This is a genomic window from Bacillus sp. EU63 (genome assembly GCF_038592915.1).
GTDB lineage: Bacteria > Bacillota > Bacilli > Bacillales > Bacillaceae > Bacillus > Bacillus velezensis.
The window spans coordinates 387841-413961 of record NZ_CP151944.1; the positions used below are offsets into that span (position 1 = coordinate 387841).

The window sequence follows — 26121 nt, forward strand, 5'->3', positions numbered from 1 at the left end:
GGTGCTATTATAAGAAAAAGCGTCAAGATAAGCGGAGGAACAAATGAAGATATTAATGATAGAAGATAATATAAGCGTATGCACCATGACGGAAATGTTCTTTTTTAAAGAAGGATTTGAAGCCGAATTTGTCCATGACGGAGTGGAAGGCTATCAGCGGTTCACGGAAGAGGACTGGGATTTGGTCATTCTGGACATTATGCTCCCATCCATGGACGGAGTGACGATCTGCCGGAAAATAAGAGAGACGAGCAGTGTGCCGATTATTATGCTGACCGCAAAGGACACGGAGTCTGATCAGGTGATCGGGTTTGAAATGGGGGCCGACGACTATGTCACCAAGCCGTTCAGCCCGCTGACACTAGTAGCGCGGATTAAAGCGGTGATCAGAAGATACCGGGCGACGGGGCAGGCCGTAAAAAGCGACGACTTGATCGAAACGGCGTGTTTTTCAATCAATAAGAAGACGCGGGAAGTGTTTCTGCACGGAAAACCTGTCGAGAATCTGACGCCGAAGGAATTCGATCTGCTCTTTTATCTCGCACAAAACCCGCGCCAGGTCTTTTCGAGAGAGCAGCTGCTTGAGCAGGTGTGGGGCTATCAATTTTACGGCGATGAACGTACGGTTGATGTTCATATTAAACGGCTGCGCAAAAAACTGTCCAGTGACGAAAAACCGTTTTTATACACGGTGTGGGGGGTAGGATACAAATTTGATGAGGATTAAATACTTATATCAGCTGCTGTTAAGCCATGTCAGCATTTTGATTTTGGCCTTTTTCATCATCATTTCCCTGTTTTCGCACTTTGTGAAAGATTTTGCGTATCAAAATAAAGTGGATGAGCTGTCATCTTACGCCCAACAGATCACAAGTGAGCTGAACAGCCGCGATCTTGATCTGCGCCGCCTGTATCCGTATCAGGACATGTTAAAAACGCGCGAGACCAGGTTTATTATTTTTGATGAACATCAGCAGCCTTACTTTTTTCCTGACGATATGCCGCCGCGCGAGAAGCTGAAAAGTAAAGAGTGGCACATGCTGAAGCAAGGGAAAACCGTTCAGATCAGAGCAGAAATGAACCGTTTTAATACGGAAGGCTTGGAAGTATCGCTTGTCGCAAAACCGCTTTTTATCAACGATCAATTTAAAGGAGCGGTGCTGCTCGTGTCTCCCGTCAGAGGGGTTGAACAGATGATCAGCCAGGTCAACCGCTATATGATTTACGCGATCATCAGCACCCTTATCATCACGATTCTGCTGAGCTGGCTTTTATCTAAATTTCACGTCAAGCGGATTCAGACATTGCGGGATGCGACCGGAAAAGTGGCATCCGGTGATTACGATATTTCGCTCAAGAACAGCGGCGGTGATGAAATCGGCATGCTGGCGTCCGATTTCAACACCATGGCCAAAAATCTGAAGCAATCAAGAGAGCAGATTGACCGCCTCGAAAAACGGAGGCGCCAATTTATCGCCGATGTCTCCCATGAGCTGAGAACGCCTTTGACGACCATTAACGGACTTGTGGAGGGGCTTAACAGCAACACCATCCCGGAAAAAGATAAAGAGAAATGCTTCTCGCTGATCAGCGAAGAAACGAAGCGGATGCTCAGGCTCGTGAAAGAAAACCTGGATTATGAAAAAATCAGATCCCAGCAAATCAAACTGGATAAGCTCAGCCTGCCGCTCATCGAGGTGTTTGAAATTATTAAAGAGCATCTCAATCAGCAGGCGGAGGAAAAACAAAATCAGCTGCGGATTCAAGTGGAGGACGGCGTCAAAGTGTTCGCCGATTATGACAGGCTGATCCAGATTCTCGTCAACATCACGAAAAACAGCATACAATTTACGCAAAAGGGAGACATCACGCTGCGCGGGTATGAAGGCTATAAAGAAACGGTGATTGAAATCGAAGACACCGGGATCGGCATCTCCAAAGAGGAAATTGAGCATATATGGGAGCGGTTTTATAAGGCGGACGTGTCCCGGAGGAATACCGCATACGGCGAATACGGACTCGGCCTGTCCATCGTCAGGCAGCTCGTCGAAATGCACAAGGGCACGATAGATATTGACAGCGAAAAAGGAAAAGGCACGACCTTTACAATCCGCCTTCCGCTGAATACGAAAAATGAATAATCTTGAAACCGGCGGTCCCGTCTGGCCGCCGTCTGTTTTAACTCCACTCGGAAAATTGCGCTCTGCCGAAACAAAGTTTGCGTGTTTTTCGGGATGGAAAGAGACGGAAACGTGATAAAATAACTGGTAAACAGGTCTTGGATGGGGAGGGTGAAGGAATGAAGAGCGGGTTAATTCCTTCTTCAGCAGTCGGGCAGAAAATTAACGAGTGGTATCGATACATCAGAACATTCAGCGTGCCGGATGCGGAGATCTTGAAAGCCGAGATCAAACAAGAGCTTGACCGTATGGAGCCTGATTCGAACTTAGTGCTTTATTATTCCCTCATGGAATTTCGCCATCAGCTGATGCTGGACTACTTGGAGCCGCTGGAAAAACTGAAGATAGAAGACCAGCCGACCCTGTCGGAAATTCTTGATAACATTGATAACAGCCAGGCCGGCCTCAAAGGGCTTCTCGATTATTACGTCAACTTTTTCAAAGGCATGTTTGAATTTGATAAAAGAGAATTTATCTCAGCGATTACATATTATAAACAAGCTGAGAAAAAACTGGCCTTCGTATCGGACCATGTGGAACGGGCGGAGTTTTATTTTAAAGTGGCCGAAGCTTATTATCATATGAAACAAACGTATTTTTCTTTGATACATATAAAAAACGCTTATGAAATATACGTAGAGCAGGACACATATAACGTCCGGATCATTCAATGCCATTTTGTATTCGGCGTCAATTTAATGGATGAAAGGCGCTTTGAACAGGCGGCCAAACATTTTCAGCACGCTCTGCAAATGGCCGAAAAAGAACAAAAAGCGCAGCTTGTCGGGAGGGCGCTGTATAACCTCGGACTGTGCTACTACAATCAGGACCGCATCGGCGAAGCGATTCCGTACTTTGAACGGGCGGTCGATACATTTGAATCACAAAGAATCGTCAATTCTCTTCCTCAAGCATATTTTCTAATCACACTCATTTACTTTAAACTCGGAAAAAAAGAAAAAGCGTCGGAATATCACAAGCGGGGATATGAATATGCTAAAGAAACAGACGATCCCGTTTACACGGTAAAATTCGAATGGCTGCAGGCTCTGTATCAGGCGAAACCGGACGAGGAAAAAATCAGCGCATGTTTCCGTTACCTGGAAGATAAAAATTTATACGCCGATATAGAGGATTTAGCACTAGAAGCAGCTAAATATTACTATGAACAAAATTGCTTTAAGATTTCTTCTGACTATTTTCTGAAAGTCGAAGAGGCAAGGAAACAAATACAAAGGAGTGAGGGTTTGTATGAAATTGAAATCTAAATGGTTTGTTATTTGTTTAGCAGCCGCCGCGATTTTTACAGTGACAGGTGCAGGCCAGACAGATCAGGCTGAATTCCATGTAGCTGAAAGAGGAATGACGTGAGAAGAAAATAACCTGAACAAAGGAAAAGACTGCCCGGGAATGTTCCCGGTAGTCTTTTTTTTGCGCGGCCGGACTTGGACAGCGGCGGAAAACAAAAGAAAACGCCGCAGGTCAAAACCCGCAGCGTCCTCATATAGACGGAGTGATGCTTAGAAACCGCCAACATAGGCAGTACCTACAATAACCAACAGGATAAATAAAACAACGATCAAAGCGAAAGAGCTGATTCCAGAATATCCTGACATGAGCTTCACCTCCATATTGTCTATACCATACAATATGTAAAAGAAGCTGCTTTGTAAGGGATATTAGTGGACAAGAGAAAAAAGAGGCGGTGTCCTATGAGAGTAAGACTCCGGCGAAAAACTCGTCATACAGCGCCCGCACCGCGTGTTTTTCCTGTTCTTCTTTCACCCCGAACATCATGCTGACTTCCGATGACCCCTGATTGATCATCTCGATGTTGACGCCGGCTTCGGACAGTGCTTTGGATGCCCTGGCGGTTGTGCCGACATTATGGCGCATCGCTTCCCCGACGACCATAATCAGCGCCAGATTGTGCCTGACTGTGACTTCATCTGCTTGAAGTTCCTGCTTCAGACGGGTGACGAGCCTGTGTTCCAGTTCTGAGTCCATCTGATTGTGCCGAAGGATGATCGTGATGTCGTCAATGCCGGATGGAACGTGTTCATACGTCAATCCTTCTTCCTCCAAAATGTGAAGGGCTTTGCGGCCGAAACCGATTTCCCGGTTCATTAAATATTTGCTTATGTAAATGCTGCAAAAGCCCGTGTCGCTTGCGATGCCGATGACTGGCCCGTTCGTATTGTCACGGCTGCTGACGACGCGCGTTCCTTTCGCATCCGGATTATTCGTATTCTTAATCTGAACGGGAATGCCGGCCCGAAATGCGGGAATCAGCGCTTCATCATGAAAAACGGAAAACCCGGCATAGGAGAGCTCACGCATTTCCCGATACGTCAGTTCGTTAATTTCTTTCGGATGCCGCACGATTGACGGGTTGACGGAATAGACGGCGTCCACATCAGTAAAGTTTTCGTACAGGTCGGCTTTTAAGCCGTTAGCGAGAATGGAGCCGGTAATATCAGAACCGCTCCGGGAAAACGTCACAATCTCATGCTCCTTCGTGTAACCGAAAAATCCCGGAAAAATGATCAAGCCTTCCCGGTTTCTCAGACGGTACAAATGATCATAAGACTCAGGGAGCACCTGCGCGCTTCCGGGTTCATTCGTCACAAACAGCCCCGCTTCTTTCGGACTTACGTATTCCGCTTTCACGCCCCGGCGCCGGAAGTAGGCTGCGATCAGCTTCGCGTTGTTGTCCTCGCCGCTCGCCTTCACCGCATCCATATATTGTTCGGGATTGGTTTTACAGCTGTTTAAGAGAGCGAATAGGTCACTGCGGATTCTTTCTATAATAGAGAAATCCAGGTTCAGCTCACGCGCGATGGCGGCGTACCGCTCAATGACCGTTTCGGCAAGCTCGGGCGCTGCACCTTTTTGTAAATAATGCTCCGCACAGCGGATTAACAGATCCGTCACCTTTGTATCGTCCGAGAAGCGTTTTCCCGGTGCCGATACGACGACGGCTTTCCGCGCGGGATCAGCCGTCACGATTTGAAACACTTTCTCAAGCTGGGCTCCTGACGCAAGAGAGCTGCCTCCGAATTTTACAACTTTCATGATTTACATCCCCTAATATTTAAATTTTCTCACAAATTTAATTTTTATTATCTCTCTTTCAAACATGTAAATCAAGGATTTTTTCTACGTGGGGAGAACATTTGTATTTTCATGGAGGAATTTTGCCGCTGTTTGTCAGATTGTTTCCCTCAAGCGTGTCATCATGTGCAAAAAATGATAAGCAGCCAAATGAAGGTTATAGAAAATCCTGCAAATTCTTGATAGACTGATTGTAAGACAATTTAGTGTACGGCCCGCGGATGACCGCTTTTGAAAGCAAAACTGTATTGACTGCGCTTGGAAAGATGATAAGATTATAATTGTCGTTGATAATGATAATCATTACGAGTGGGATATATGGGAGTTGTTTGGCAATCAGTCATACCGTTTGTGATGGGTGCAGGGAGGCAGCATGAAGCTACGTTACTTACTTTTGCTACTGGCGGTTTTGGCGTGTACTTCTATATTTATCGGTGTAGAAGATTTGTCGCCGCTGGATATTTTTCATTTAAATAAAGAACAGGCAGGTACATTGTTTGACAGCCGGCTGCCGCGTTTGGTGAGCATTATCATCGCCGGCATGAGCCTGAGCATCTGCGGATTAATCATGCAGCAGATCAGCCGGAATAAATTTGTATCGCCGACGACTGCGGGAACGATGGACTGGGCAAGGCTCGGAATTTTGATTTCATTAATGCTTTTTACGTCAGCGAGTCCGCTTGTGAAAATGTCTATCGCTTTCGTTTTCGCGTTGGCGGGAAATTTCCTTTTCATGAAAATCCTCGAGAGAATCAAGTTCAATGATGCGATTTTTATTCCTCTCGTCGGTTTAATGCTTGGGAACATCGTCAGCTCAATCGCCACGTTTATCGCATATAAATACGATCTGATCCAAAACCTGTCATCTTGGCTGCAGGGAGATTTTTCACTGGTCGTCAAAGGCCGGTATGAGCTTTTATATCTGAGTATCCCGCTGGTGATCATCGCTTATGTGTATGCGGATAAATTTACGGTGGCGGGAATGGGAGAGAGCTTTTCCGTCAATCTCGGCCTGAAATACAAACGCGTCGTTAATATCGGTCTGATTATCGTGTCGCTCATCGCTTCACTGGTGATCCTGACCGTCGGGATGCTGCCGTTTCTCGGTTTGATCATTCCCAATATGGTGTCGATTTACAAAGGGGACAACCTGAGGAGCAGCCTGCCCCACACCGCTCTCTTGGGCGCTGTTTTTGTACTGTTTTGCGACATTTTGGGAAGGTTGATCATTTTCCCGTACGAAATTTCCATCGGCCTGATGGTCGGTGTTATCGGCAGCGGCATCTTCCTGTATATGCTGTTAAGGAGAAAAGCATATGAGTCATAATAAAAAAATTACGCTGCTGGCGGCGCTCGCCATGATATGTATCGGATTCTTCCTGTTCTACGGACTGGGCAATTGGGAATACTCCCTGCCGAGACGATGCTTCAAAGTGCTTGCCATGATGCTTACCGGAGGAGCGATCGCGTTTTCAACGGTCATCTTCCAGACGATTACAAATAACCGCATACTGACACCGGGCATTTTAGGCCTCGATTCCCTGTATATGCTCATTCAGACCGTCATCGTGTTCCTGTTCGGTTCAATGAATATCGTCATGATGAACAAAAATCTTAATTTCGTCATCTCCGTCGGGCTGATGGTGCTCTTGTCACTCGTTTTGTATCAGCTCATGTTTAAAGGCGAGGGGCGGAACGTGTTTTTTCTTCTGCTTGTCGGCGTCGTGTTCGGCACGCTGTTCAACAGTCTGTCATCCTTTATGCAGATGCTGATTGATCCGAATGAGTTCCAGGTTGTTCAGGACAAAATGTTTGCCAGCTTTAACAATATCAACACCGATCTTTTATGGTTTGCCGGTGCTGTCTTTCTTCTGACGGGCATTTATGTCTGGCGGTTCACGCGGTTTTTTGACGTGCTGTCGCTCGGCAGGGAGCACGCCGTCAACCTGGGGATTGATTACGATAAGCTTGTGAAACAGATGCTCATTGTCGTCGCCATTCTTGTGTCTGTCTCTACGGCTCTTGTGGGGCCGATTATGTTTTTAGGACTGCTTGTCGTCAATCTGGCGAGAGAGTTTTTAAAAACCTACAGGCACACGTATTTAATCGCGGGTTCTGTCCTGATCAGCATTGTCGCGCTCGTCGGAGGCCAGTTCGTCGTGGAGAAAGTGTTCACGTTTTCCACGACGCTGAGCGTCATCATTAATTTTGCCGGCGGGATTTATTTTATCTATCTGCTGTTAAAGGAGAATAAATCATGGTAGAGGTCAAAAATGTAAGCAAACAATACGGAGGGAAAACCGTCCTTGAGAAAACGTCTCTATCCATTCAAAAGGGCAGGCTCACCTCATTTATCGGTCCGAACGGCGCGGGAAAAAGCACGCTGCTGTCTATCATGAGCCGGCTGATTAAGACGGATTCCGGGGAAATCACGGTCGACGGGCAAGAGATCGGGGCCTGCAAAAGCAACGATCTGGCGAAAAAAATCAGCATCTTGAAGCAGACGAACCAAATCAATATCAGACTGACAATTAAAGACCTGGTCAGCTTCGGCAGATTTCCGTATTCCCAAGGGAAACTGACGGATGAAGATTGGGTGCATATCAACCAGGCCCTCAGTTATATGAAGCTGGATGAATTAAAGGATAAATACCTCGATCAGCTCAGCGGAGGCCAGTGCCAGAGGGCGTTTATCGCGATGATCATCGCTCAGGATACGGACTATATTTTTCTCGATGAGCCGCTGAACAATTTAGATATGAAGCATTCCGTTGAAATGATGAAGCTGTTGAAGCGGCTTGTGGAAGACTTCGGAAAAACGGTCGTCGTAGTGATTCACGATATCAACTTCGCATCCGTATATTCAGACCATATCGTCGCTCTGAAAAACGGCCGGATCGTCAAAGAAGGGCCGGCGGAGGAGATCATTGAAACCTCCGTGCTTGAAGATATTTATGATATGACCATCCCGATTCAAGAGATTGACAGTCAGCGGATCGGTGTGTACTTTTCTTAAAAACCAGATGAGGTGAAAATCATGAAAAAAATCGCATTGCTATTCATTGCGCTAGTTACGATTTTTGTTGTTTCTGCATGCGGAAACGGGGACAAAACATCAGGCAAATCAAAAGAAACAATCACAATCAAAGATGACCTGAACAAAGAAGGAGTCAAAGTGCCGAAGAATCCGAAAAAAGTCGTCGTATTCAACTTCGGAATGCTGGACACGATGGATGAACTCGGTTTACAGGATCACGTGGCGGGACTTCCGAAACAAAACCTTCCAAAATACTTATCTTCATATAAAAGTGATAAATACGCCAATACCGGCGGTTTAAAAGAACCGGATTTTGAAAAAGTCGCGGATATTGATCCGGATTTAATCATTATCGCCCACAGACAATCTGATTCTTATAAAGAGTTCTCAAAAATCGCGCCGACGATTTATCTTGATGATGACTATACAAACTACGTTGACAGATTCAAGCACAACACCGAAGTGATCGGCAAAATCTTTAACAAAGAAAATGAAGTGAAAGATAAGCTTGCGAAAATTGACAAATCCATTGCCGATCTGAAGAAAAAGACAAGCAGCACGGATAAAAACGGGTTAGTGGTGATGGCGAACGACGGCAAAATCAGCGCGTTCGGATCTAAATCAAGATACGGCTTCATTCATGATGTGTTCGGCGTCAAACCGGCTGACAAAAACATCGAAGCCTCACTGCACGGACAAAGCATTTCCTATGAATATATCGCCAAAACAAACCCTGATTACATGTTTGTCGTTGACCGCGGAACAGCGATCGGCACAAAATCTTCAACAAAACAAGTTGTTGAAAATGATTATGTAAAATCGGTGAAAGCCGTGAAAAACAACCATGTTGTCTACCTTGATTCAGCTACATGGTATTTATCAGGAGGCGGCCTGGAATCCATGGCGCAAATGGTGAAAGAAGTAAAAGACGGAATCGAGAAGTAAAAAAAGAACCCGGTCACATACGTGATCGGGTTCTTTTTGGTTTACCGCGTAACGGCCTGCTGCTGCTCGGGCTGACGCGGTTTTTTCTTCAATGTAAAAGATAGGAGGAAGCCGGCCAGCGCGATGCAGGCGGCTACGACAAATGCCGCATTCATGCCGTGCAGGGCGGCGTTTGCCGGAGTTGACGCATTTGCGTGCGCGGCCTGGCTGCTCATCACGGAAACTAAAAGTGCCGTACCGATAGAACCGCCGACTTGGCGGACGGTATTGTTCATGGCTGTGCCGTGCGGAATTAAGTGGCGCGGCAGGGCGTTGATTCCCGCTGTCGTTACCGGCATCATAATCATGGCTGTTCCCAAAAGCCGCGCGGTATAAACGACGACAATCCAAATGAGAGACGTCGAGTCCGTCAGATTCATAAACGGCAGGGACGTGAGCAGGATGATGAAGAATCCGGTCATCGCAAGGCCTTTTCCGCCGATTTTGTCAAACACCCGGCCGATAAACGGAGACATCATCCCCATCACAATCGCGCCCGGCAAAAGCATTAATCCGGTATCAAACGCGGATACGCCCCGGACTTTTTGCGTGTAAAGCGGGAGAATGGTTTCCGTTCCGATCAGCAGCGCGAAAACAAGCGTTCCGAGCAGGGTGGTCAGGCTGAAAATCCCGAAAGAAAACACGCGGAATTCCAGCATCGGTTTTTTGAGCTTCATCTGTCTTGCGATAAAGAAAATCAGCGCGACCGCTCCGACAAGCAGTGAAGTCAGCACTTCAGTACTGGTCCACCCTGATGAACCGGCGCTTGAGAAGCCGTAAAGCAGACCGCCGAATCCGAGGGTCGATAAGATCACAGATAAAATATCAATCTGTGTTTCTCGTAATGTCGTGACGTTTTTCATCAGAATAATCGCTAAAAGCAAATCGATGACTGCGATCGGGAAGATAATATAAAACAAAGACCGCCAAGAGAATGCTTCGACCGCCCAACCGGAAAGCGTCGGGCCGATCGCCGGCGCGAACGAAATAACCAAGCCGACCATACCCATGGCGCGGCCGCGCTTTTCCATCGGGAAAATCGTGAGAAATACCGTCTGCATGAGAGGCAGCATAATTCCGGCGCCGGCCGCCTGAATAATCCGGGCCGTTAAGAGCACCGGAAAGTTCGGGGCGAATGCGCCGACAATGGTGCCCGCCGTGAAAATACTCATGGCGGAAATCAAGAGGGTGCGGCTTGTGAATTTCTCTATTAAAAACGCGGTAATCGGAATCAAAATCCCGTTCGTCAGCATAAACGACGTTGTCAGCCATTGCGCTTTGTTGGCGTCTATATTGAAGTCATTCATAATGTGCGGCAGCGCCGTGATAAGCAGTGTCTGGTTCAAAATGGCGACGAACGCACCCGCCAAAAGAATCCCGACAATGACAGAGCGGTTGTATGGTGCAGTTTTAATACTCTTATTCAAGCTGATTCCTTCTTTCTTTATAGTTTGAGCAATGTTTTAACGGCTGCAAGCGGCTGGTGCAGCGGTCCGGCCTGCTCCAAATAACCGATGAGCGCTTTGATGAGAAAATCCCGCGGCTGTTTGTCCGCTGATTCTTTCTCCAACATAGCCGCCGCGGAAGCGAGTCCTGCGGCGTCATATTTTTCCTCCGGAAGGGCTGAGACGGCTTCTTTCAGTTCCTTCAGGCTTTCAGCCAGCAATACGGTTTTGCCTTTCGGCTCAAATGAGGAAGCGGAGGCGATATAAAGGTCAATCATCTCCTGAGGCAAAGCGGTTTCGGTTGTCCTGTTTTCGACGATGAGATTGAGATGGCGGATGATAAACTCCGTGAGCGGCTCCAGGGCGAGCGGTTCTTTTTCCAGCTTAATCAGCGTGATGCATTCTCTCAGGAGCCCCTGCAGGACGATCACCAGCTCCCATACATAAGGAATAATGTCTTCGCCGTACGTCTGAATCAGTGAATCGCGATGCCAGCAGATAAAGGTGGAGCGGGCCCTGTGAATATGCCGTTTTACCCGCTCATTAATGGAAGAGGGGCTTCCGTACATCAGCATATTAAAAAACTGCTGATTGCGCCTGAAGCCTTCAAGCTCAGCCATCAGTTTTTTGGCAAACCGTTCCTCAGGGGAGAGGCTTGTTTCTTCATTCAATAATGAAGCCGCGGCTACCATCTGTTTCTGGTTAAAGTCGAGCAGCTCCAGGAGCAGGTCTTCCTTTGATTCAAACAGCTTATATAAAGATGCTTTGGAGACTTTGCACTCCTCTGCGATCGCCTGCATCGAAACTGACGAAAAGCTTTTCCCGGAAAAAAGCTTTCTTGCCGCCAGCAGAATATCCGTTTTCTTATCATTCATAAGCCCAGATTCCTTCTTTCGTCACAATAGAAAACCCATCGGTTCACAGAAAACCAATGAGTATATGATGAAAATATTAACAAAAATTTTTACATAGTGTCAACGCTTTTGTTTGAGAAATAGAAAAAACCTGCCGGAGTGTTCCGGCAGGCTGATCCGCTTATTTATCCGTCTTAAATCCTTGTTTTTCAAGCATTTCACGAATGTGAGGATAATAAAGCTGCTTATAGTAGGAGGTGATGCCTTGTGACCAGTTTCTCGTTTCCTGTCCGTCGGTGCGTTTTTTCATGTATTCGGACATCTGCTTGTCATAGGCCTCGATATGTGTTCTTACATCTTCTTCTTGATACGTTTCATGATGCAGAACGGCTGCTTGCGGCAGACGCGGTTTTTTCGCGGAGCGGTCTGCCGGATGGCCGATGACGAGACCGGAAACCGGGAAAACGTATTTCGGAAGTTTCAGCAATTCAATGAGTTCGTCCGGCTTGCCGCGCACGGCGCCGATCGGCACAGTGCCGAGTCCCATTGATTCAGCTGCAGCCGTTGCCGTACCCAGCGCAATCCCGACATCTACGGCTCCGACAAGTACGGACTCTAAACCGTTCGTGATCTCAAGCGGTGTATCATTATATTCTTCAAGCGCAATTTTGGCGCGGTTAAAATCAGCGCAGAATAAAAGGAAAACCGGCGCTTGGTCAATCCACGGCTGGCCGCCCGCCAATTCGGATATTTTTTTCTTCCGTTCCTTATCTTTCACCGCTATAACGGTAAATTGCTGGCCGTTAATGGAAGTCGGCGCTGCTTGAGCGGCTTGGATGATAAGGTCCAGCTGTTCATCCGATACGGGTTCATCTGTGTAGCTGCGGATGGAACGGTGGTCTGTTAATAATTGAAGGACTTCGTTCATGTCATTCATCCTTTCGTTACTCTGACAGTTCTGTGCGGACGACGTCAAGCGGCGCACTCAGCAGTTCTTTTGCTTTTGCCACGAATCCTTGGAAATGGTCAGTTGCGTTGTGGAATTTCATCGCTTCTTCATCTTTCCATTGCTCAAGCATGACGAATGTATTTTCCTCACCGACTTTTTCGAAAAGGTCGTATTGCACATTTCCTTCTTCCGCGCGTGAATGCTGAACAAGTGATTGCGCTTCTCCTAAAAATTCCTCGCGTTTATCCGCTTTTACTTTCATGTAAGCCTGTAAGACGATCATTGTTATTCCTCCTGATTGGGTTTATTTGTTATAGTTCGAATATTATCGAACTAACTGTAACATGTTTCGCAGTGAATGGTAAAGGAAAAACCCTCACCGCCTAAATTGTCACCCGCCGCTTTTATGTGTTACATTTGACTTATGAACATTCCAAACCATCCTGAAACCGACCGCTTACAGCTGACAAAGGTTCTTCATGCTCTGAGTGATCCGCTCCGCTTAGAGCTGGTCAAACAATTGGCGGAAACAACAGAAAAAACGTGCGGAACCTGCGCTGATGTCCGGGTCGCTAAATCAACGCTGTCCCATCACTTCAAAGTGCTGCGGGAAGCGGGGATCGCCCAAGTGCGCATAGACGGGAAGCACCGTTATTATTCCCTGCGCAAAGATGATTTACAAGCGGCGTTTCCCGGCCTGCTGGAGGCGATTTTGCAGACAGAACAGGACCGCTGGTAAATAAGTCCCCGAATTCCGGGGGTTTTTTTATGCGCCGAAAACCGCCCGGTAAAGCCTGAGGACGCCTTCTTGAATATCGCTCTCCTTCAGGCGGGCGAACCCCAGAATGAGCTGCGGCTTATTTGAATCGCCTCCCGTTTTCAGACGGAACCGGCTCATCGCAAACAGATCGAGCTGTTCTGCATCCGCCCGTGCCAATATCACTTTTTCTGAACGGGCGCAGTCAAACTCAGTGACAAAATGAAGCCCCGCATTGGCGCCCTTTACACTGATTCTTTCTCCGAATGTTTCTTCCAAAGCCGAAATGAGGCGTTCCCGCATGTTCTTATAATGCTGCTTCATCTTTTTAATATGTTTCTGATATTCACCTGAGTCGATAAATTCTTTCAGCGCGAGCTGGGCAAGCGTGCTGCACGTATGCAGGTCATACGTTCTCTCTTTGAACGTCCGCAAAAGCCCGGGCGGCAGAACCATATAGCTGATGCGCAGACCTGGGAAAAGGGATTTTGAAAAGGTCCCCATGTAGATGACATTTTGAAACCGGTCAAGGCTTTGAAGCGCCGGTATCGTATCGGCGTCATATTTAAATTCACTGTCATAATCATCTTCAATGATGAAGCGGCCGTTCTGTTCGGCGGCCCAGTTTAAAAGCTGAATCCGCCGGGAAGCGGGCATGATCACGCCTGAGGGGAATTGATGGGAAGGCGTGGTGATCAATACACAGGGCCGGCGTTTTTCGATTTCGGCCATGGACATGCCTTTTTCATCAAGGCAGATCGTCGCAACCTTTTTCCCGAGGTTTTGCAGCAGCCGATACATCCTCATATATCCCGGGTTCTCCATGGCGTACAGCGCGTCTTTTGGCAGCAGTTCCGTCAGCAGCTGCATCAGCATTTGCGTGCCCGCCCCGAGCACGATTTGTTCCGGGCGGCATGTAACGCCCCTTGTCAGGGAAATAAGCCGCGAAATGGTTTCACGGACTTCATATAAGCCTTGCGGATGGACGAGGTCTCCGAGTGTATAAAATGAACGGGCGGCTGCTTTATGCTCACAGCGGAACCAGCTTTTCAGGGGAAAATGCGCCGTATCCACGCTCATATGAGAAAACGAAATCCAGCCGCTCTTATCCGTCTCCCGCTCTTTCAAATCATCAGGCAATAGAAGCGAAGGCGCTTCTTCATGATAAACCGTATCAATTTCCTCCACGAAAAAGCCTTTTCTTTCGACTGCATATAAATAACCTTCCGAAAGCAGCTGCTGATAAGCTGAATTCACTGAATTCACGCTGACCTTCAGCGTCTCGGCAAGCTCCCGTTTAGACGGCACCTTTGTATGAGGCATCAGGCTGCGTTTCAAAACGGCCGCTTTTATGTGCTGATAGATCTGCTGATAGATATAATCCGCCGTTTCCGAATGGTCAATGGAAATCGTCAGCATCCAGACCCTGCTCCTTTCTGATACCATGGAAAAATTGATTTTGGTACTTTTCATCATACCAAAAAGAAGTCAGAATGATAAGAAAACAATGCAGGGGGATGGAATCTATGAGTCGAACAGCATCATCGGAAGTGACAACAGCCCAGTGGCAGCAAAAACGGGATCAATTCGTTTCCAAGGGGGTCGGCAACGGAAACCGCAGCATGGCGGTAAAAGGGGAAGGGGCGCTTTTGTACGATTTGGACGGCAGACGATTCATTGATTTTGCCGGAGCGATCGGAACGCTGAATGTCGGCCATTCCCATCCGAAAGTGGTGGAGGCCGTGAAGAAACAGGCGGAGGATCTGATTCACCCGGGATTTAACGTCATGATGTATCCGTCTTATATTGAGCTGGCCGAAAAACTTTGCGGCATTGCGCCGGGAGATCATGCGAAAAAAGCGATTTTTCTCAATTCGGGGGCGGAAGCGGTGGAAAACGCCGTGAAAATCGCCAGAAAATATACGAAGCGCCAGGCTGTCGTGTCATTTACAAGAGGGTTCCACGGCCGCACGAACATGACGATGAGCATGACGAGCAAGGTGAAGCCTTATAAATTCGGTTTCGGCCCGTTTGCCTCAGAGGTGTATCAGGCGCCGTTTCCTTACTATTATCAAAAGCCGGCCGGCATGAGCGACGAGCAGTATGACGACTTTATCATCAGCGCTTTTGAGGATTTCTTTATCGCCGCAGTTGCACCGGAAACCGTCGCCTGTGTCGTAATGGAGCCGGTTCAGGGAGAAGGCGGCTTCATCATTCCTTCAAAACGTTTCGTGCAGCACGTCGCCGCTTTTTGTAAAAAACACGGTATCGTTTTTGTAGCGGATGAGATTCAGACCGGTTTTGCCAGAACGGGAACGTATTTTGCGATTGAACATTTCGAAGCCGTTCCGGATTTGATCACCGTATCCAAATCACTTGCGGCCGGATTGCCGCTGAGCGGCGTCATCGGCCGGGCGGAAATGCTTGATGCCGCCGCGCCGGGGGAACTCGGTGGCACATATGCGGGAAGCCCGCTCGGCTGTGCGGCTGCGCTCGCGGTCTTGGATATTATTGAAGAAGAAGGGCTGAATCAGCGTTCCGAAGAGATCGGCCGGATCATCGAGCATCAAGCGCTCGAGTGGAAAAAAGAGCATGCCTGCATCGGAGAAGTGCGCAGACTCGGCGCGATGGCGGCCATCGAAATTGTCAAAGATCCGCACACGCGGGAACCGGACAAAGCAAAAGCCGCGGCGATCGCTAAAACGGCGAACGAGAACGGACTGCTGCTGCTGACGGCCGGCATTAACGGCAACATTATCAGATTCCTGACGCCGCTTGTCGTGACGGATGAGCAGCTCAAAGAAGGCCTTTCCATTATCGAAGCAGCTCTGTGAGTTCAATTATTGGAATGCCGCCGGATGTGTCTGCTATCATGAAAGTGTGAGATACATCAACAAGCATTCAATGGCTTTACTATAGCAGAGAAAGGAATGTTCAATATGCCAGAACAATTAACAGTGTACAACCCGGCAACGGGAGAGGCGATCGAAAGCATCCCCCAGCAGACGGCCGAAGATGTTGAAAAAGCGATTGAACGTTCACATCAAGCGTTTCAATCATGGTCCAAAACATCAGCGGGAGAACGTGCCTCACTTTTGAGAAAATGGTATGAGCTGATTGTTGAAAATAAAGAAGAACTTGCGGAATTAATTACGAAAGAAAACGGCAAACCGTATGAAGAAGCGGTCGGAGAAGTTTTATACGGCGCCGGTTATATTGAATGGTTCGCCGAAGAAGCAAAACGGATTTACGGCAGAACCGTACCTGCGCCGACAACGGGCAAACGGATTGTCGTCACCCGTCAGGCGGTCGGCCCGGTAGCCGCGATCACGCCGTGGAATTTCCCGAATGCGATGATTACAAGAAAAGCCGCGCCCGCTTTGGCGGCAGGCTGTACGTTCATCATCAAACCGGCGGAGGATACGCCGCTTTCCGCTTACGCCCTTGCGCGTCTCGCATATGAAGCGGGAATTCCGAAGGACGTGCTGCAAGTGGTGATCGGTGACGGAGCCGAAATCGGAAACGTCTTCACCAGCAGCCCGAAAATCCGTAAAATTACTTTTACCGGCTCAACGCCTGTCGGCAAAATCCTGATGAAAAACAGCGCCGACACCGTAAAACATATGTCAATGGAGCTTGGCGGACATGCGCCGCTGATCGTGGATGAAGACGCTGATCTTGATCTGGCGGTAGCCCAAACAATGGCCTCTAAATTCAGAAATGCCGGCCAAACCTGCGTCTGTGCGAACCGGCTGATCGTACACGAATCCGTAAAAGACGAGTTTGCGAAAAAACTGAGTGAAGAAGCTGCGAAACTCAAAGTCGGAAACGGTCTTGAAAAAGGCGTAAACGTCGGCCCTGTCATCAACAAAAAAGGCTTCGATAAAATCGTCGGCCAAATTAATGACGCCGTGGAAAAAGGCGCAAAAGTGCTGACGGGCGGAACGTATGACCAAAACGATGAAAAAGGATGCTATTTCGTGACGCCGACCGTGCTGTCAAACGTAGATACATCCATGAACATCATGCATGAAGAAACATTCGGCCCGGTTGCGCCGATCGTTACGTTCTCAGATATTGATGAAGCGATCAAGCTTGCGAACGATACGCCGTTCGGGCTTGCGGCTTATTTCTTCACAGAAAACTACCGCCGCGGCATCTATATTTCTGAACAGCTTGAATACGGCATCATCGGCTGGAATGACGGCGGTCCGTCCGCGGTTCAAGCGCCGTTCGGAGGAATGAAAGAAAGCGGCATCGGCCGTGAAGGCGGTACGGAAGGCATTGAACCGTACCTGGAAACCAAATACATGTCTATCGGACTTTAATGAGCCGAAAAGAAAGCCCCGCTTCTAAGCGGGGCTGTTTTTTATTGAGCAGTCTGCCGGTGAATATCGCCGGCAGGCTTTTTTGATCTTGCGGGAATAATCGGTTCGATTCCAGACAAAATAACAGCAAATACGATTGAAAGAAGGTCGCCATCATGGATATATTACTGGCTCTTCTCCCGGCTTTATTTTGGGGGAGCATCGTGTTATTTAACGTCAAATTAGGCGGCGGGCCTTACAGCCAGACGCTGGGAACGACAATCGGGGCGCTCATCGTTTCGTTTGTGCTGTATCTGTTTGTCCACCCGGTGCTGTCTGGGCGCATTTTTATTGTCGGCATCATCTCGGGGCTGTTTTGGTCGCTCGGCCAAAGCAATCAGCTTAAAAGCATACAGCTGATGGGCGTTTCAAAAACGATGCCGATATCAACGGGAATGCAGCTCGTCTCGACTTCTTTGTTCGGTGTGATCGTATTCAAAGAATGGTCAACCCCGATCGCGATTACGCTGGGTATTCTCGCCCTTATTTTTATCATCGTCGGGATTGTGCTCACATCTTTAGAAGATAAAAAGGGGCGGGCGGACGGAGAACCGGGAAACTTAAAAAAAGGCATTGTCATCCTGCTGATCTCCACGCTCGGTTATTTGGTCTATGTCGTTGTGGCCCGGCTGTTCGGCGTATCCGGATGGTCAGCGCTTCTGCCGCAGGCGATCGGGATGGTCATCGGGGGACTACTCCTGACGTACAAGCATAAACCGTTTAATAAGTACGCCCTCAAGAACATTCTGCCGGGAATCATCTGGGCGCTCGGGAATATGTTTCTGTTCATCTCACAGCCGCGCGTCGGAGTTGCGACAAGTTTTTCCCTTTCTCAAATGGGGATCGTCATCAGCACGCTCGGCGGAATCTTCATTCTCCGTGAGAGCAAAACGAAGCGTCAGCTGGTCGCCATTGCCATCGGGATTATCCTGATCATTGTGGCCGCGGTATTCTTAGGCGTTGCGAAATCAAATTCATAACAAATGCAGGAGGTTTGAACATGTACACGGATTTAAAAGGAAAAGTCGTTGCCATTACGGGAGCTTCATCAGGATTAGGAAAAGCGATGGCGATCCGCTTCGGACAGGAGCAGGCGAAAGTCGTGGTTAACTACTATAGTAATGAAAAAGACGCTCAAACCGTTAAAGAAGAGATTCAAAAAGCGGGAGGCGAAGCGGTCATCGTTCAAGGAGACGTCACAAAAGAAGAAGATGTCAAAAACATCGTGCAGACCGCAGTGAAGGAATTTGGCACATTGGATGTCATGATCAATAACGCCGGCATGGAAAATCCGGTTCAGTCGCATGAAATGCCGCTCAAAGACTGGAACAAAGTCATCAATACCAATCTGACCGGCGCTTTCTTAGGAAGCCGCGAAGCCATTAAATATTACGTAGAGAATGATATTCAAGGAAACGTCATTAACATGTCAAGCGTACATGAAATGATTCCATGGCCGCTGTTTGTTCACTACGCGGCGAGTAAAGGCGGCATCAAATTGATGACGGAAACGCTGGCGCTTGAGTACGCGCCGAAGCGCATCCGTGTTAACAATATCGGACCGGGCGCCATCAATACGCCGATCAACGCGGAAAAATTTGCGGATCCCGTTCAGAGAAAGGATGTGGAAAGCATGATTCCGATGGGATATATCGGTGAGCCGGAAGAAATCGCGGCTGTCGCCGTCTGGCTTGCTTCAAAGGAATCAAGCTACGTAACCGGCATTACGCTGTTTGCTGACGGCGGAATGACAAAATATCCGTCATTCCAGGCAGGACGCGGATAAGAAAAAAAGCGATCGCAGGCTCTTTAGAGCCGGATCGCTTTTTGCTTACGCGCGTTTTTTCTTTACAAGCGCCGCGATGGAAAGGATAATCGCCGCAGCTGACAGAACGATGGCCGCAATATCAAGCGCTGATACGCCGGATTTGCTTTCTTCGTTTGACTGTTCAGCTCCGTGCGCATCCGTCACGCTGGCCGATTTCGTGATTTTCGTAATTGAGTGAGGCGTGTCGGCTTTCTCATCACCCGTCCATTCTACAATGCTGCCGTCTTTGTAATATTGGTAAGCGTCCCAAGCGGCATCTCCGCTCTTTTCAGGATTTTTCGCAACGAACGTGAACTGCTGGAATTGGCCGGGCTGAATGCCGCCGTCCTTTGCTTCCCAAGTGACGGAGACCGCTTTGTCATCATGTTTGGATACGGATGTTTTCCAGCCCGGAATCGGCTGATACTGCTGAAATTCAACGCCTGCGGGCATTTTCAGCACGACTTTCGTTGTCGGCTCATTCTTTTCCACAGGCACTTTCATCGTGTACGTTTCCCAAGAACCGGCCGCGGATTCCGCGGGTTTGACTGAGACGTGGGCGCTTGCTGTCGCCGTAAAACCGACGAGTGACAGGGTCACGGCGGATATGAATAATAAAGCCTTTTTTTTCAACATGAGATACACTCCTTAGTTTGTCGTTGAGAATATTTGGTTGATTTCATTAAAATCGTTTGTCAGCCCGTGGACTTTGATCTTCCAGTTTCCCTTTTCGGTGATGGATAGGTTGGCGGCTTCAAATGTGCCTTCCTTCGTCTTCTTCAAATCAAAGGTGCTTTCATGCTGTTTGCCGCTGAAGCCCGTCTGGTAAACAGTGACCGTAAATTGCTGAATGTCTTTTACCAAGCTGCCGTTATGATCGGTGACAATGACTTGAAATTCATTTTTACCCGGCTGGTTCGGCGTAATGTGCAAGGATAGGGTCTCCCCGTTTCCGATCGTTTCTGAGCCGTTAAAAGGCAATGGCGCAGGCGGCGGCGGGCTGGGCAGGCTTGTGAAGACGGCGGTTGTGAATAATACCGCGATGCCTAGTGCCCATTCGGCCTTTATCGTTGCGCTGATGCTCCTTTTTCTGCTGAACTTCGTCATCCATACGTGAACGGCGCCGAGCGCAAGCATGATGACAAACAGTCCGATTTTCAAAAGGAGCGTCTTACCGTAAGCGGTGTGAAAGAGTGAATCAAACGTGCGGATAATGAAAAATCCGTTCAGTACACCTGAAAATAACAGCACGCCGACAGAGGCGAACGCCCAAGGAGAAAACCGTCTGACCGTTTCCCAAGCGATGGTTTTATCGGGTTTTCTCCACTCTGATGAAAGAAGCAGCACAAGCGCGGCGATACCGCCCATCCATACAGACGCGGCCGATAAATGGAGAAAGTCCATTGCGATGCCGACCGCTTTTTCGTCGATAACCGCCGCGTGCCCGGCGAATGCTTTTGCCAAAAGCGAAGCGAAGCAGAACAACAGCGGCGCCGTCCAGTACGCAAATGACCGGAATGCTTTCTTCTTCAGCAGCGGGATCATGGACAGGGCGAGCAGGATAAATAAGCTGATCTGGATCATCCAGACGTACCCGCCTGCCGTTTTCAGAAGCGTTTCTTTTACATAGTCCGGCTGAAACGCGGCGCTCCAAGCGCCGCCCGCGTTTTCTTTCGTCTGGATCGGGAGCTGGCAGATAAGCGCGAGCCCCGTTAAACACAAAGAAATCACGAGCAGCTTTACAGTTCGTTTTGCTTTTGATGAATCTTTATTATTTCTGTACCAAAACAGATGGAAAAAAGCCGTGCCGATAAACAGGGAGAGAGCGGTGTACAAAATACCGCGGTCGATGGCCGCTTCAGGATGAAGCGCCGCTTGCGATGATGTCTGCTCCTGAAGTTCTCCGCCGGCTTTTCCGATACTGAAAGGGATGACGCCGGATACCGGATGTCCGTCGGCCGATACCGCGTTCCATTCCGCTCTGTAAATATCATGCGGCAGATTTTTTTTTAATGCCGCGGTCATGATGCGGGCATTATTTTTTTGAATCACCGTTTTGCCCGCGTCAACCCGTTCACCGGATGAATTATAGACCTTAATGGAGTGGAAGCCTTCTTCAATCTGTTCATTAAACTCAATTTCAATCTGCTTCGGCGCTTGTTTTAATTCGCTGTTCTCACCCGGATTTGAGTTTGTGATGTAGGCGTGGGCGAAGCTTGTTTTCGGAATCAAAACAAGGAACAGCAAAAAGATGAGCCAGCGTTTGTTCTGTCTCATGGATGATGACACCGCCTTCCGGTTGGTTGTTGTTATGTCTTGCTGCAGGTGCATCCCTTCTGCCTGTCGTGTAAGATGATGTCCGCCGCCTCGTCAAAGGTGCAAATGACCCCGCCGAATCCTTTTTGAAACCGTTCTGCGTAATCAAGCGTTGAGAAGGGAATCGCCTGAGGCCGGCAGCAGTGAAGGTCAATATCGGCATGGACTAAAAAGTATGCGGAAGCTGCCGTCAGCGTCGTCTGAAGAAGAAAATCCTTACAAATGACGTGGGACGCTTCTTCCTTTTTATCCTCATACCGCAAAATCGCGCAATGAATGCAGCACATCTGCTCAACGGTTTGTGAAACGGTAATAAGCTGAACAGAATACGAATGCTGAATCGGCCGCAGGCAATAGCCGCATTGATTGGCGCTTCGTTCTGAAGCGGGAGGGAGCGTAATGCCGCCGGGTGTCCGGATAATCCGGTTTGCATCCGCCAGCTGATTGACGTCTCTGTACACGGTCATCTCGGAGACGCCGAATCTCTCGCTTATGTCAGAGATTTTCAGCGCGCCCTCTTCTTTCAGCCATTCAAGCAAGGTTTGCTGTCTGTGAATCGGAAGCAATTCTTCATCCTCCTTTTTATGCGAATGAGTGATGAACCTCCCTCTAAGAGTAGATGTTTTCACAAATGCACACAAGAGCCTGATGATAAAATATGTGAAAAAATGTTGAACAATCACAAATGTAAAAGACGTAGTCAGACTCTGTTATAATAGAAGAGTTGAATGGAGGAATAAACATGAAAGAAACGACCTGCCCGAACTGCGGCAAGCCGATTACAGGCGACATGGTCAGATCATCCATGATCCCGTGCCAGTTTCAGTGCGGGCATTGCCATGTGAAATTGCGTGAATATAAAGTATCAGCTCCGATTATGGCTGTGGCCATTGCGATTACGGTGCTTTTGATTTATCTTGTGCAGATGGCCAGAACCGCCGTCATGCCGATGTTTCCGGCAGCGCGGTATGTGCCGGCCGCCATTTTCGCGCTCGTATGTGCGTATCCGGTGTTTATTGTCAGTGAGCGGCTCATTGCCAAACTCGTCGTCACAAAAGGACACATTATATACAGAAAGCGGTAAGACACCTTTGATGAGGTGTCTTTTTTTTGTTAAGGAGTTGTCACAGTCTCTGTGCCAAACTCCTCTTTACTTTTCATTGAATGGGGATTGTAAGCGTTTTATGATGAAGACACAGGGGAGAGAGAGAAACCCCGTGTCTTATTTATTTTCATCTGAAGGCAAGCAAACAGGGAGGGAATGAACATGCAGCAAGAACAGCAAGCTGGCATGAAAGTGAAGATACAGCGGTTCGGCAGTTATTTAAGCGGTATGATCATGCCGAATATCGGCGCATTTATCGCATGGGGAATTATCACCGCGCTGTTTATTCCTGCGGGATGGTTTCCGAATCCGCAGCTGAATACATTGGTAAGCCCGATGATTACGTATCTACTGCCGCTTTTAATCGCATATACGGGCGGAAAAATGATTTACGATCACCGCGGGGGAGTCGTCGGAGCGACGGCCGCCATCGGAGTCATTGTCGGAGCGGACATTCCGATGTTCTTAGGGGCAGTGATTATGGGGCCTTTGGGCGGTTATCTCATTAAACAATTAGACCGTGTGTTTAAAGATAAAGTCAGACAGGGTTTTGAAATGCTGATCAACAACTTCACGGCGGGAATTATCGGAGCTGTGCTGACGATTATCGCGTTTTATGCGATCGGCCCGGTTGTCCTGTCTCTTAACAAATTGCTGGCGGCGGGTGTGGAAGTCATTGTCCACGCGAATTTGCTGCCGATTGCAAGCGTTTTCGTAGAACCGGCGAAAGTCCTGTTCCTGAATAACGCGATCAACCACGGCATTTTAAGTCCGATCGGAATCGAGCAGGCCGCCAAAGCGGGTAAATCCATTCTGTTCTTAGTGGAAGCAAACCCCGGGCCGGGACTCGGTATTTTACTGGCATATATGTTCTTTGGGAAAGGCTCTTCAAGATCGACGGCTCCGGGAGCGGCGATCATTCATTTCTTCGGGGGGATTCATGAAATCTATTTCCCTTACATTTTAATGAAACCGATGCTGATCCTCGCGGCGATCGCCGGGGGAGCGAGCGGACTGCTTACATTCTCGATCTTTAACGCGGGTCTTGTCGCCGCATCATCTCCGGGAAGCATCATCGCCATTTTAGCGCTGACGCCGAAAGGAAGCTACCTCGGCGTGCTGACGGGCGTCAGCGTTGCCGCGGCCGTATCGTTTATCGTCTCGGCGCTTATTCTGAAATCGTCTAAAGCGGGCGAAGAAGATTTGACAGCCGCGGCGGAAAAAATGCAGGAAATGAAAGGCAGGAAAAGTGAAGCGGCGGCCGCATTGGCGGACAAAGAGGAAGAGCCGGAAAACAGCGCCGCTGATATTTCCGCCGACCAAGTCAGCCGCATTATCTTCGCGTGTGACGCGGGTATGGGATCGAGCGCAATGGGCGCCTCCATTTTAAGAAACAAAGTGAAAAAAGCAGACCTGGATATTGATGTGACAAATACGTCGATCAATAATCTGCCGAATGACGCGGATATCGTCATTACGCATAAGGACCTGACTGACCGCGCGAAAGCGAAGCTGCCGCAGGCGGTGCACATTTCGGTTGATAATTTCTTGAACAGCCCGAAATACGATGAACTGATTGAAAAGCTTAAAAACTAATCAAACAGAAAGAGGGATTTTCATCATGGAAGTATTGGCTAAAGCGAACATCAAACTGAACCAGACGGTGAACTCAAAAGAGGATGCCATCCGCCTCGCGGGACAGACATTGATTGATAACGGCTACGTGAAGAACGGCTATGTGGAAAAAATGTTCGAACGTGAAGAAACATCATCCACGTTTATGGGGAATTTCATCGCGATCCCGCACGGCACGGAAGATGCAAAGGATGAGGTGCTTCATTCAGGTATTTCCGTCATCCAGATTCCGGACGGTGTGGAATACGGTGAAGGCAATACGGCAAAGGTCGTTTTCGGTATCGCCGGAAAAAACAATGAACACTTAGACATCCTGTCAAACATCGCCATCATCTGCTCAGAGGAAGAAAACATCGAACGGCTGATCAGTGCAAAGACGGAAGAAGAACTGGCCGCTATTTTCAGCGAGGTGAACTGACATGATTGCCCTTCATTTCGGAGCGGGAAACATCGGGCGGGGCTTTATCGGCGCCCTGCTCCATCATTCCGGCTATGACGTAGTTTTCGCTGATGTGAATGAAACGATGGTCAGCCTTCTCAATGAAAAGAAGGAATATACCGTGGAGCTTGCCGACGGCGGCCGGCAGACCGAAATCATCGGCCCCGTTTCAGCCATCAACAGCGCGGTGCAAGAACAAGAGCTGTACGGGCTGATCAATGAAGCAGCGATCATTACGACGGCGGTGGGCCCGAACGTTCTCAGACTCATCGCCCCGTCCATCGCGGAAGGGCTGAAGCGCAGAACGTCCTCTGAGCCTCTCAATATCATTGCCTGTGAAAATATGATCGGCGGCAGCAGTTTTCTGAAAAAAGAAGTTTTCGGACATTTGACGGAAGCGGAGCGGGAACTCGTGAACCGGACGGTCGGCTTCCCGGATTCTGCGGTGGATCGGATTGTGCCGATTCAGCACCATGAAGATCCGCTGAAAGTATCCGTAGAACCGTTTTTTGAATGGGTCATAGACAGAACCGGCTTTGCCGGCGGCCAGCCGGTACTGGAAGGTGCGTTGTTTACGGATGATCTTACGCCTTTCATCGAGAGAAAGCTGTTTACCGTCAATACCGGCCATGCCGTTACGGCGTACGTCGGCTATCAGCGCGGATTAAAAACCGTCAAAGAGGCCATCGGCCATCCGGAAATCCGGCGTGTCGTGTACGATGCACTTTCAGAAACGGGCGAGTACTTGGTGAAAGCGTACGGCTTTAAGCAAGCCGAACACGAGCAGTACATGAAGAAAATCATCGGCCGCTTTGAAAATGAATACATCACGGATGATGTGACAAGAGTCGCCAGATCACCGCTTAGAAAACTCGGAGCGAATGACAGATTAGTAGGGCCGGCCAAAAAAATAAAAGAACCGAACGCGCTGGCAGAAGGCATCGCCGCCGCCCTGCGCTTTGACTATCAGGATGATCCGGAAGCGGTTGAGCTGCAAAAGCTTATCGCGGAAAAAGGCACGAGCGGCGTTCTTCAAGACATTTGCGGTATTCAGCCGCATGAGCCGCTGCACGGCATCGTGCTCAAAAAGCTCAATCAATAAAAATGAACCCGCGTCGGGGGACGCGGGTTT

The 26121-nt window shown here is 48.6% G+C and carries 27 protein-coding genes; 17 read left to right on the forward strand and 10 right to left on the reverse strand.

Annotation, left to right across the window (positions count from 1 at the left end; all coding sequences use genetic code 11):
- Positions 1–43: 43 nt before the first annotated feature.
- From NYE38_RS01935 to NYE38_RS01950, 4 genes are all read left to right on the forward strand, one after another.
- Positions 44–727, forward strand: a complete 684-nt coding sequence (locus NYE38_RS01935) for a response regulator transcription factor (RefSeq protein ID WP_014416901.1) — start codon at positions 44–46, stop codon at positions 725–727.
- Positions 714–2141 (forward strand): HAMP domain-containing sensor histidine kinase, encoded by a 1428-nt coding sequence (locus NYE38_RS01940; protein WP_103527150.1) that lies wholly within the window; start codon positions 714–716, stop codon positions 2139–2141. The genes NYE38_RS01935 and NYE38_RS01940 overlap by 14 nt, the downstream gene beginning before the upstream one ends.
- 158 nt (positions 2142–2299) lie before the next feature.
- Positions 2300–3448 (forward strand): Rap family tetratricopeptide repeat protein, encoded by a 1149-nt coding sequence (locus NYE38_RS01945; RefSeq protein WP_003156336.1) that lies wholly within the window; start codon positions 2300–2302, stop codon positions 3446–3448.
- Positions 3432–3551, forward strand: a complete 120-nt coding sequence (locus NYE38_RS01950) for a PhrC/PhrF family phosphatase-inhibitory pheromone (RefSeq protein WP_003156334.1) — start codon at positions 3432–3434, stop codon at positions 3549–3551. Before NYE38_RS01945 ends, NYE38_RS01950 begins: the two co-directional genes overlap by 17 nt.
- Before the next feature lie 149 nt (positions 3552–3700).
- On the opposite strand, the gene NYE38_RS01955 is transcribed toward NYE38_RS01950, so the two are convergent.
- Positions 3701–3796, reverse strand: coding sequence for a YjcZ family sporulation protein (locus tag NYE38_RS01955; protein WP_012116800.1), 96 nt, complete (start codon positions 3794–3796; stop codon positions 3701–3703).
- 94 nt (positions 3797–3890) lie between these two features.
- On the reverse strand, positions 3891–5255 hold the full coding sequence (locus tag NYE38_RS01960) for an aspartate kinase (protein ID WP_053285479.1): 1365 nt from the start codon (positions 5253–5255) through the stop codon (positions 3891–3893).
- 412 nt (positions 5256–5667) lie between these two features.
- Here NYE38_RS01960 and NYE38_RS01965 point away from each other — a divergent pair, with 412 nt between their 5' ends.
- From NYE38_RS01965 to NYE38_RS01980, 4 genes are read left to right on the forward strand one after another with little or no spacing between them, the layout of a single operon-like run.
- Positions 5668–6621: an ABC transporter permease gene (locus NYE38_RS01965; protein ID WP_014416904.1), complete on the forward strand. Its 954-nt coding sequence runs from the start codon at positions 5668–5670 to the stop codon at positions 6619–6621.
- Positions 6611–7558, forward strand: a complete 948-nt coding sequence (locus NYE38_RS01970; RefSeq protein WP_014416905.1) for an iron chelate uptake ABC transporter family permease subunit — start codon at positions 6611–6613, stop codon at positions 7556–7558. The genes NYE38_RS01965 and NYE38_RS01970 overlap by 11 nt, the downstream gene beginning before the upstream one ends.
- Complete coding sequence (locus NYE38_RS01975; RefSeq protein ID WP_012116804.1) at positions 7552–8310, forward strand: ABC transporter ATP-binding protein; 759 nt, start codon at positions 7552–7554, stop codon at positions 8308–8310. Before NYE38_RS01970 ends, NYE38_RS01975 begins: the two co-directional genes overlap by 7 nt.
- 21 nt (positions 8311–8331) lie before the next feature.
- Entirely contained in the window at positions 8332–9276 is a 945-nt protein-coding gene (locus tag NYE38_RS01980) for a siderophore ABC transporter substrate-binding protein (RefSeq protein ID WP_021495116.1), read from the forward strand.
- Between the two features lie 41 nt (positions 9277–9317).
- Here the strand turns inward: NYE38_RS01980 and NYE38_RS01985 are convergent, their stop codons facing one another.
- The 4 genes from NYE38_RS01985 to NYE38_RS02000 all read right to left on the reverse strand — a co-directional run bounded on the left by NYE38_RS01985 (position 9318) and on the right by NYE38_RS02000 (position 12846).
- Positions 9318–10742, reverse strand: a complete 1425-nt coding sequence (locus tag NYE38_RS01985; protein ID WP_025649997.1) for an MDR family MFS transporter — start codon at positions 10740–10742, stop codon at positions 9318–9320.
- Positions 10743–10759: 17 nt separating this feature from the next.
- Positions 10760–11635, reverse strand: coding sequence for a TetR/AcrR family transcriptional regulator (locus NYE38_RS01990; protein ID WP_014416907.1), 876 nt, complete (start codon positions 11633–11635; stop codon positions 10760–10762).
- 160 nt (positions 11636–11795) lie between these two features.
- Positions 11796–12542, reverse strand: coding sequence for an oxygen-insensitive NADPH nitroreductase (gene nfsA / locus NYE38_RS01995; protein WP_014416908.1), 747 nt, complete (start codon positions 12540–12542; stop codon positions 11796–11798).
- Positions 12543–12558: 16 nt separating this feature from the next.
- Positions 12559–12846: a putative quinol monooxygenase gene (locus tag NYE38_RS02000; protein WP_014416909.1), complete on the reverse strand. Its 288-nt coding sequence runs from the start codon at positions 12844–12846 to the stop codon at positions 12559–12561.
- Positions 12847–12987: 141 nt separating this feature from the next.
- On the opposite strand from NYE38_RS02000, the gene NYE38_RS02005 reads away from it, so the two are divergent.
- Positions 12988–13302 (forward strand): helix-turn-helix transcriptional regulator, encoded by a 315-nt coding sequence (locus NYE38_RS02005; RefSeq protein WP_025649994.1) that lies wholly within the window; start codon positions 12988–12990, stop codon positions 13300–13302.
- Positions 13303–13329: 27 nt separating this feature from the next.
- Here the strand turns inward: NYE38_RS02005 and NYE38_RS02010 are convergent, their stop codons facing one another.
- Entirely contained in the window at positions 13330–14739 is a 1410-nt protein-coding gene (locus NYE38_RS02010) for a PLP-dependent aminotransferase family protein (protein ID WP_270354544.1), read from the reverse strand.
- A gap of 107 nt (positions 14740–14846) precedes the next feature.
- On the opposite strand from NYE38_RS02010, the gene gabT reads away from it, so the two are divergent.
- The 4 genes from gabT to gdh all read left to right on the forward strand — a co-directional run bounded on the left by gabT (position 14847) and on the right by gdh (position 19473).
- The gene (gabT, locus tag NYE38_RS02015; protein WP_025649992.1) at positions 14847–16154 is read left to right on the forward strand and encodes a 4-aminobutyrate--2-oxoglutarate transaminase; all 1308 of its coding nucleotides are present in this window, start codon (positions 14847–14849) and stop codon (positions 16152–16154) included.
- Between the two features lie 105 nt (positions 16155–16259).
- On the forward strand, positions 16260–17648 hold the full coding sequence (gene gabD, locus NYE38_RS02020) for a succinate-semialdehyde dehydrogenase (RefSeq protein WP_007410282.1): 1389 nt from the start codon (positions 16260–16262) through the stop codon (positions 17646–17648).
- Positions 17649–17803: 155 nt separating this feature from the next.
- Positions 17804–18667 carry a RhaT/GlcU family sugar-proton symporter gene (locus NYE38_RS02025; protein WP_014416913.1) on the forward strand — a complete coding sequence of 288 codons (864 nt, stop codon included), beginning with the start codon at positions 17804–17806 and terminating at the stop codon, positions 18665–18667.
- A gap of 20 nt (positions 18668–18687) precedes the next feature.
- Entirely contained in the window at positions 18688–19473 is a 786-nt protein-coding gene (gene gdh / locus NYE38_RS02030; protein WP_007609424.1) for a glucose 1-dehydrogenase, read from the forward strand.
- 45 nt (positions 19474–19518) lie between these two features.
- Here gdh and NYE38_RS02035 read toward each other — a convergent pair whose 3' ends face one another.
- The 3 genes from NYE38_RS02035 to NYE38_RS02045 are packed head-to-tail and all read right to left on the reverse strand — an operon-like array spanning position 19519 to position 22376.
- On the reverse strand, positions 19519–20130 hold the full coding sequence (locus NYE38_RS02035) for a DUF1775 domain-containing protein (RefSeq protein ID WP_007410287.1): 612 nt from the start codon (positions 20128–20130) through the stop codon (positions 19519–19521).
- Between the two features lie 12 nt (positions 20131–20142).
- Positions 20143–21771: a copper resistance CopC/CopD family protein gene (locus NYE38_RS02040; RefSeq protein ID WP_340801347.1), complete on the reverse strand. Its 1629-nt coding sequence runs from the start codon at positions 21769–21771 to the stop codon at positions 20143–20145.
- Positions 21772–21803: 32 nt separating this feature from the next.
- Entirely contained in the window at positions 21804–22376 is a 573-nt protein-coding gene (locus NYE38_RS02045; RefSeq protein ID WP_017419264.1) for a DeoR family transcriptional regulator, read from the reverse strand.
- Positions 22377–22552: 176 nt separating this feature from the next.
- Between NYE38_RS02045 and NYE38_RS02050 the strand changes: the two genes are divergently transcribed.
- The 4 genes from NYE38_RS02050 (at position 22553) to NYE38_RS02065 (ending at position 26091) form a co-directional block, all read left to right on the forward strand.
- Entirely contained in the window at positions 22553–22894 is a 342-nt protein-coding gene (locus NYE38_RS02050) for a hypothetical protein (protein ID WP_007609433.1), read from the forward strand.
- A 177-nt stretch (positions 22895–23071) separates the two neighbouring features.
- A complete protein-coding gene (locus NYE38_RS02055) occupies positions 23072–24511 on the forward strand; it encodes a PTS mannitol transporter subunit IICB (RefSeq protein ID WP_340801344.1) in 1440 nt (479 codons plus the stop codon).
- 25 nt (positions 24512–24536) lie between these two features.
- The gene (locus tag NYE38_RS02060) at positions 24537–24968 is read left to right on the forward strand and encodes a PTS sugar transporter subunit IIA (protein WP_012116817.1); all 432 of its coding nucleotides are present in this window, start codon (positions 24537–24539) and stop codon (positions 24966–24968) included.
- A 1-nt stretch (position 24969) separates the two neighbouring features.
- Entirely contained in the window at positions 24970–26091 is a 1122-nt protein-coding gene (locus NYE38_RS02065; RefSeq protein WP_160216727.1) for a mannitol-1-phosphate 5-dehydrogenase, read from the forward strand.
- Positions 26092–26121 lie beyond the last annotated feature (30 nt).

Excerpts from the sequence above, each read along its gene's own strand:
- NYE38_RS02055 (WP_340801344.1), top strand. The coding sequence starts at position 23,072 with ATGAACATGCAGCAAGAACAGCAAGCTGGCATGAAAGTGAAGATACAG.
- NYE38_RS02050 (WP_007609433.1), top strand. The coding sequence starts at position 22,553 with ATGAAAGAAACGACCTGCCCGAACTGCGGCAAGCCGATTACAGGCGAC.
- NYE38_RS01965 (WP_014416904.1), top strand. The coding sequence starts at position 5,668 with ATGAAGCTACGTTACTTACTTTTGCTACTGGCGGTTTTGGCGTGTACT.
- NYE38_RS02035 (WP_007410287.1), bottom strand. The coding sequence starts at position 20,130 with ATGTTGAAAAAAAAGGCTTTATTATTCATATCCGCCGTGACCCTGTCA.
- NYE38_RS01945 (WP_003156336.1), top strand. The coding sequence starts at position 2,300 with ATGAAGAGCGGGTTAATTCCTTCTTCAGCAGTCGGGCAGAAAATTAAC.
- NYE38_RS02060 (WP_012116817.1), top strand. The coding sequence starts at position 24,537 with ATGGAAGTATTGGCTAAAGCGAACATCAAACTGAACCAGACGGTGAAC.
- NYE38_RS01980 (WP_021495116.1), top strand. The coding sequence starts at position 8,332 with ATGAAAAAAATCGCATTGCTATTCATTGCGCTAGTTACGATTTTTGTT.
- NYE38_RS01950 (WP_003156334.1), top strand. The coding sequence starts at position 3,432 with ATGAAATTGAAATCTAAATGGTTTGTTATTTGTTTAGCAGCCGCCGCG.
- NYE38_RS01960 (WP_053285479.1), bottom strand. The coding sequence starts at position 5,255 with ATGAAAGTTGTAAAATTCGGAGGCAGCTCTCTTGCGTCAGGAGCCCAG.
- NYE38_RS02010 (WP_270354544.1), bottom strand. The coding sequence starts at position 14,739 with ATGCTGACGATTTCCATTGACCATTCGGAAACGGCGGATTATATCTAT.
- gabT (WP_025649992.1), top strand. The coding sequence starts at position 14,847 with ATGAGTCGAACAGCATCATCGGAAGTGACAACAGCCCAGTGGCAGCAA.
- nfsA (WP_014416908.1), bottom strand. The coding sequence starts at position 12,542 with ATGAACGAAGTCCTTCAATTATTAACAGACCACCGTTCCATCCGCAGC.
- NYE38_RS02040 (WP_340801347.1), bottom strand. The coding sequence starts at position 21,771 with ATGAGACAGAACAAACGCTGGCTCATCTTTTTGCTGTTCCTTGTTTTG.
- NYE38_RS02000 (WP_014416909.1), bottom strand. The coding sequence starts at position 12,846 with ATGATCGTCTTACAGGCTTACATGAAAGTAAAAGCGGATAAACGCGAG.
- gdh (WP_007609424.1), top strand. The coding sequence starts at position 18,688 with ATGTACACGGATTTAAAAGGAAAAGTCGTTGCCATTACGGGAGCTTCA.
- NYE38_RS01935 (WP_014416901.1), top strand. The coding sequence starts at position 44 with ATGAAGATATTAATGATAGAAGATAATATAAGCGTATGCACCATGACG.
- NYE38_RS01990 (WP_014416907.1), bottom strand. The coding sequence starts at position 11,635 with ATGAATGATAAGAAAACGGATATTCTGCTGGCGGCAAGAAAGCTTTTT.
- NYE38_RS02025 (WP_014416913.1), top strand. The coding sequence starts at position 17,804 with ATGGATATATTACTGGCTCTTCTCCCGGCTTTATTTTGGGGGAGCATC.
- NYE38_RS01955 (WP_012116800.1), bottom strand. The coding sequence starts at position 3,796 with ATGTCAGGATATTCTGGAATCAGCTCTTTCGCTTTGATCGTTGTTTTA.
- NYE38_RS02005 (WP_025649994.1), top strand. The coding sequence starts at position 12,988 with ATGAACATTCCAAACCATCCTGAAACCGACCGCTTACAGCTGACAAAG.
- NYE38_RS02065 (WP_160216727.1), top strand. The coding sequence starts at position 24,970 with ATGATTGCCCTTCATTTCGGAGCGGGAAACATCGGGCGGGGCTTTATC.
- NYE38_RS01975 (WP_012116804.1), top strand. The coding sequence starts at position 7,552 with ATGGTAGAGGTCAAAAATGTAAGCAAACAATACGGAGGGAAAACCGTC.
- NYE38_RS01970 (WP_014416905.1), top strand. The coding sequence starts at position 6,611 with ATGAGTCATAATAAAAAAATTACGCTGCTGGCGGCGCTCGCCATGATA.
- gabD (WP_007410282.1), top strand. The coding sequence starts at position 16,260 with ATGCCAGAACAATTAACAGTGTACAACCCGGCAACGGGAGAGGCGATC.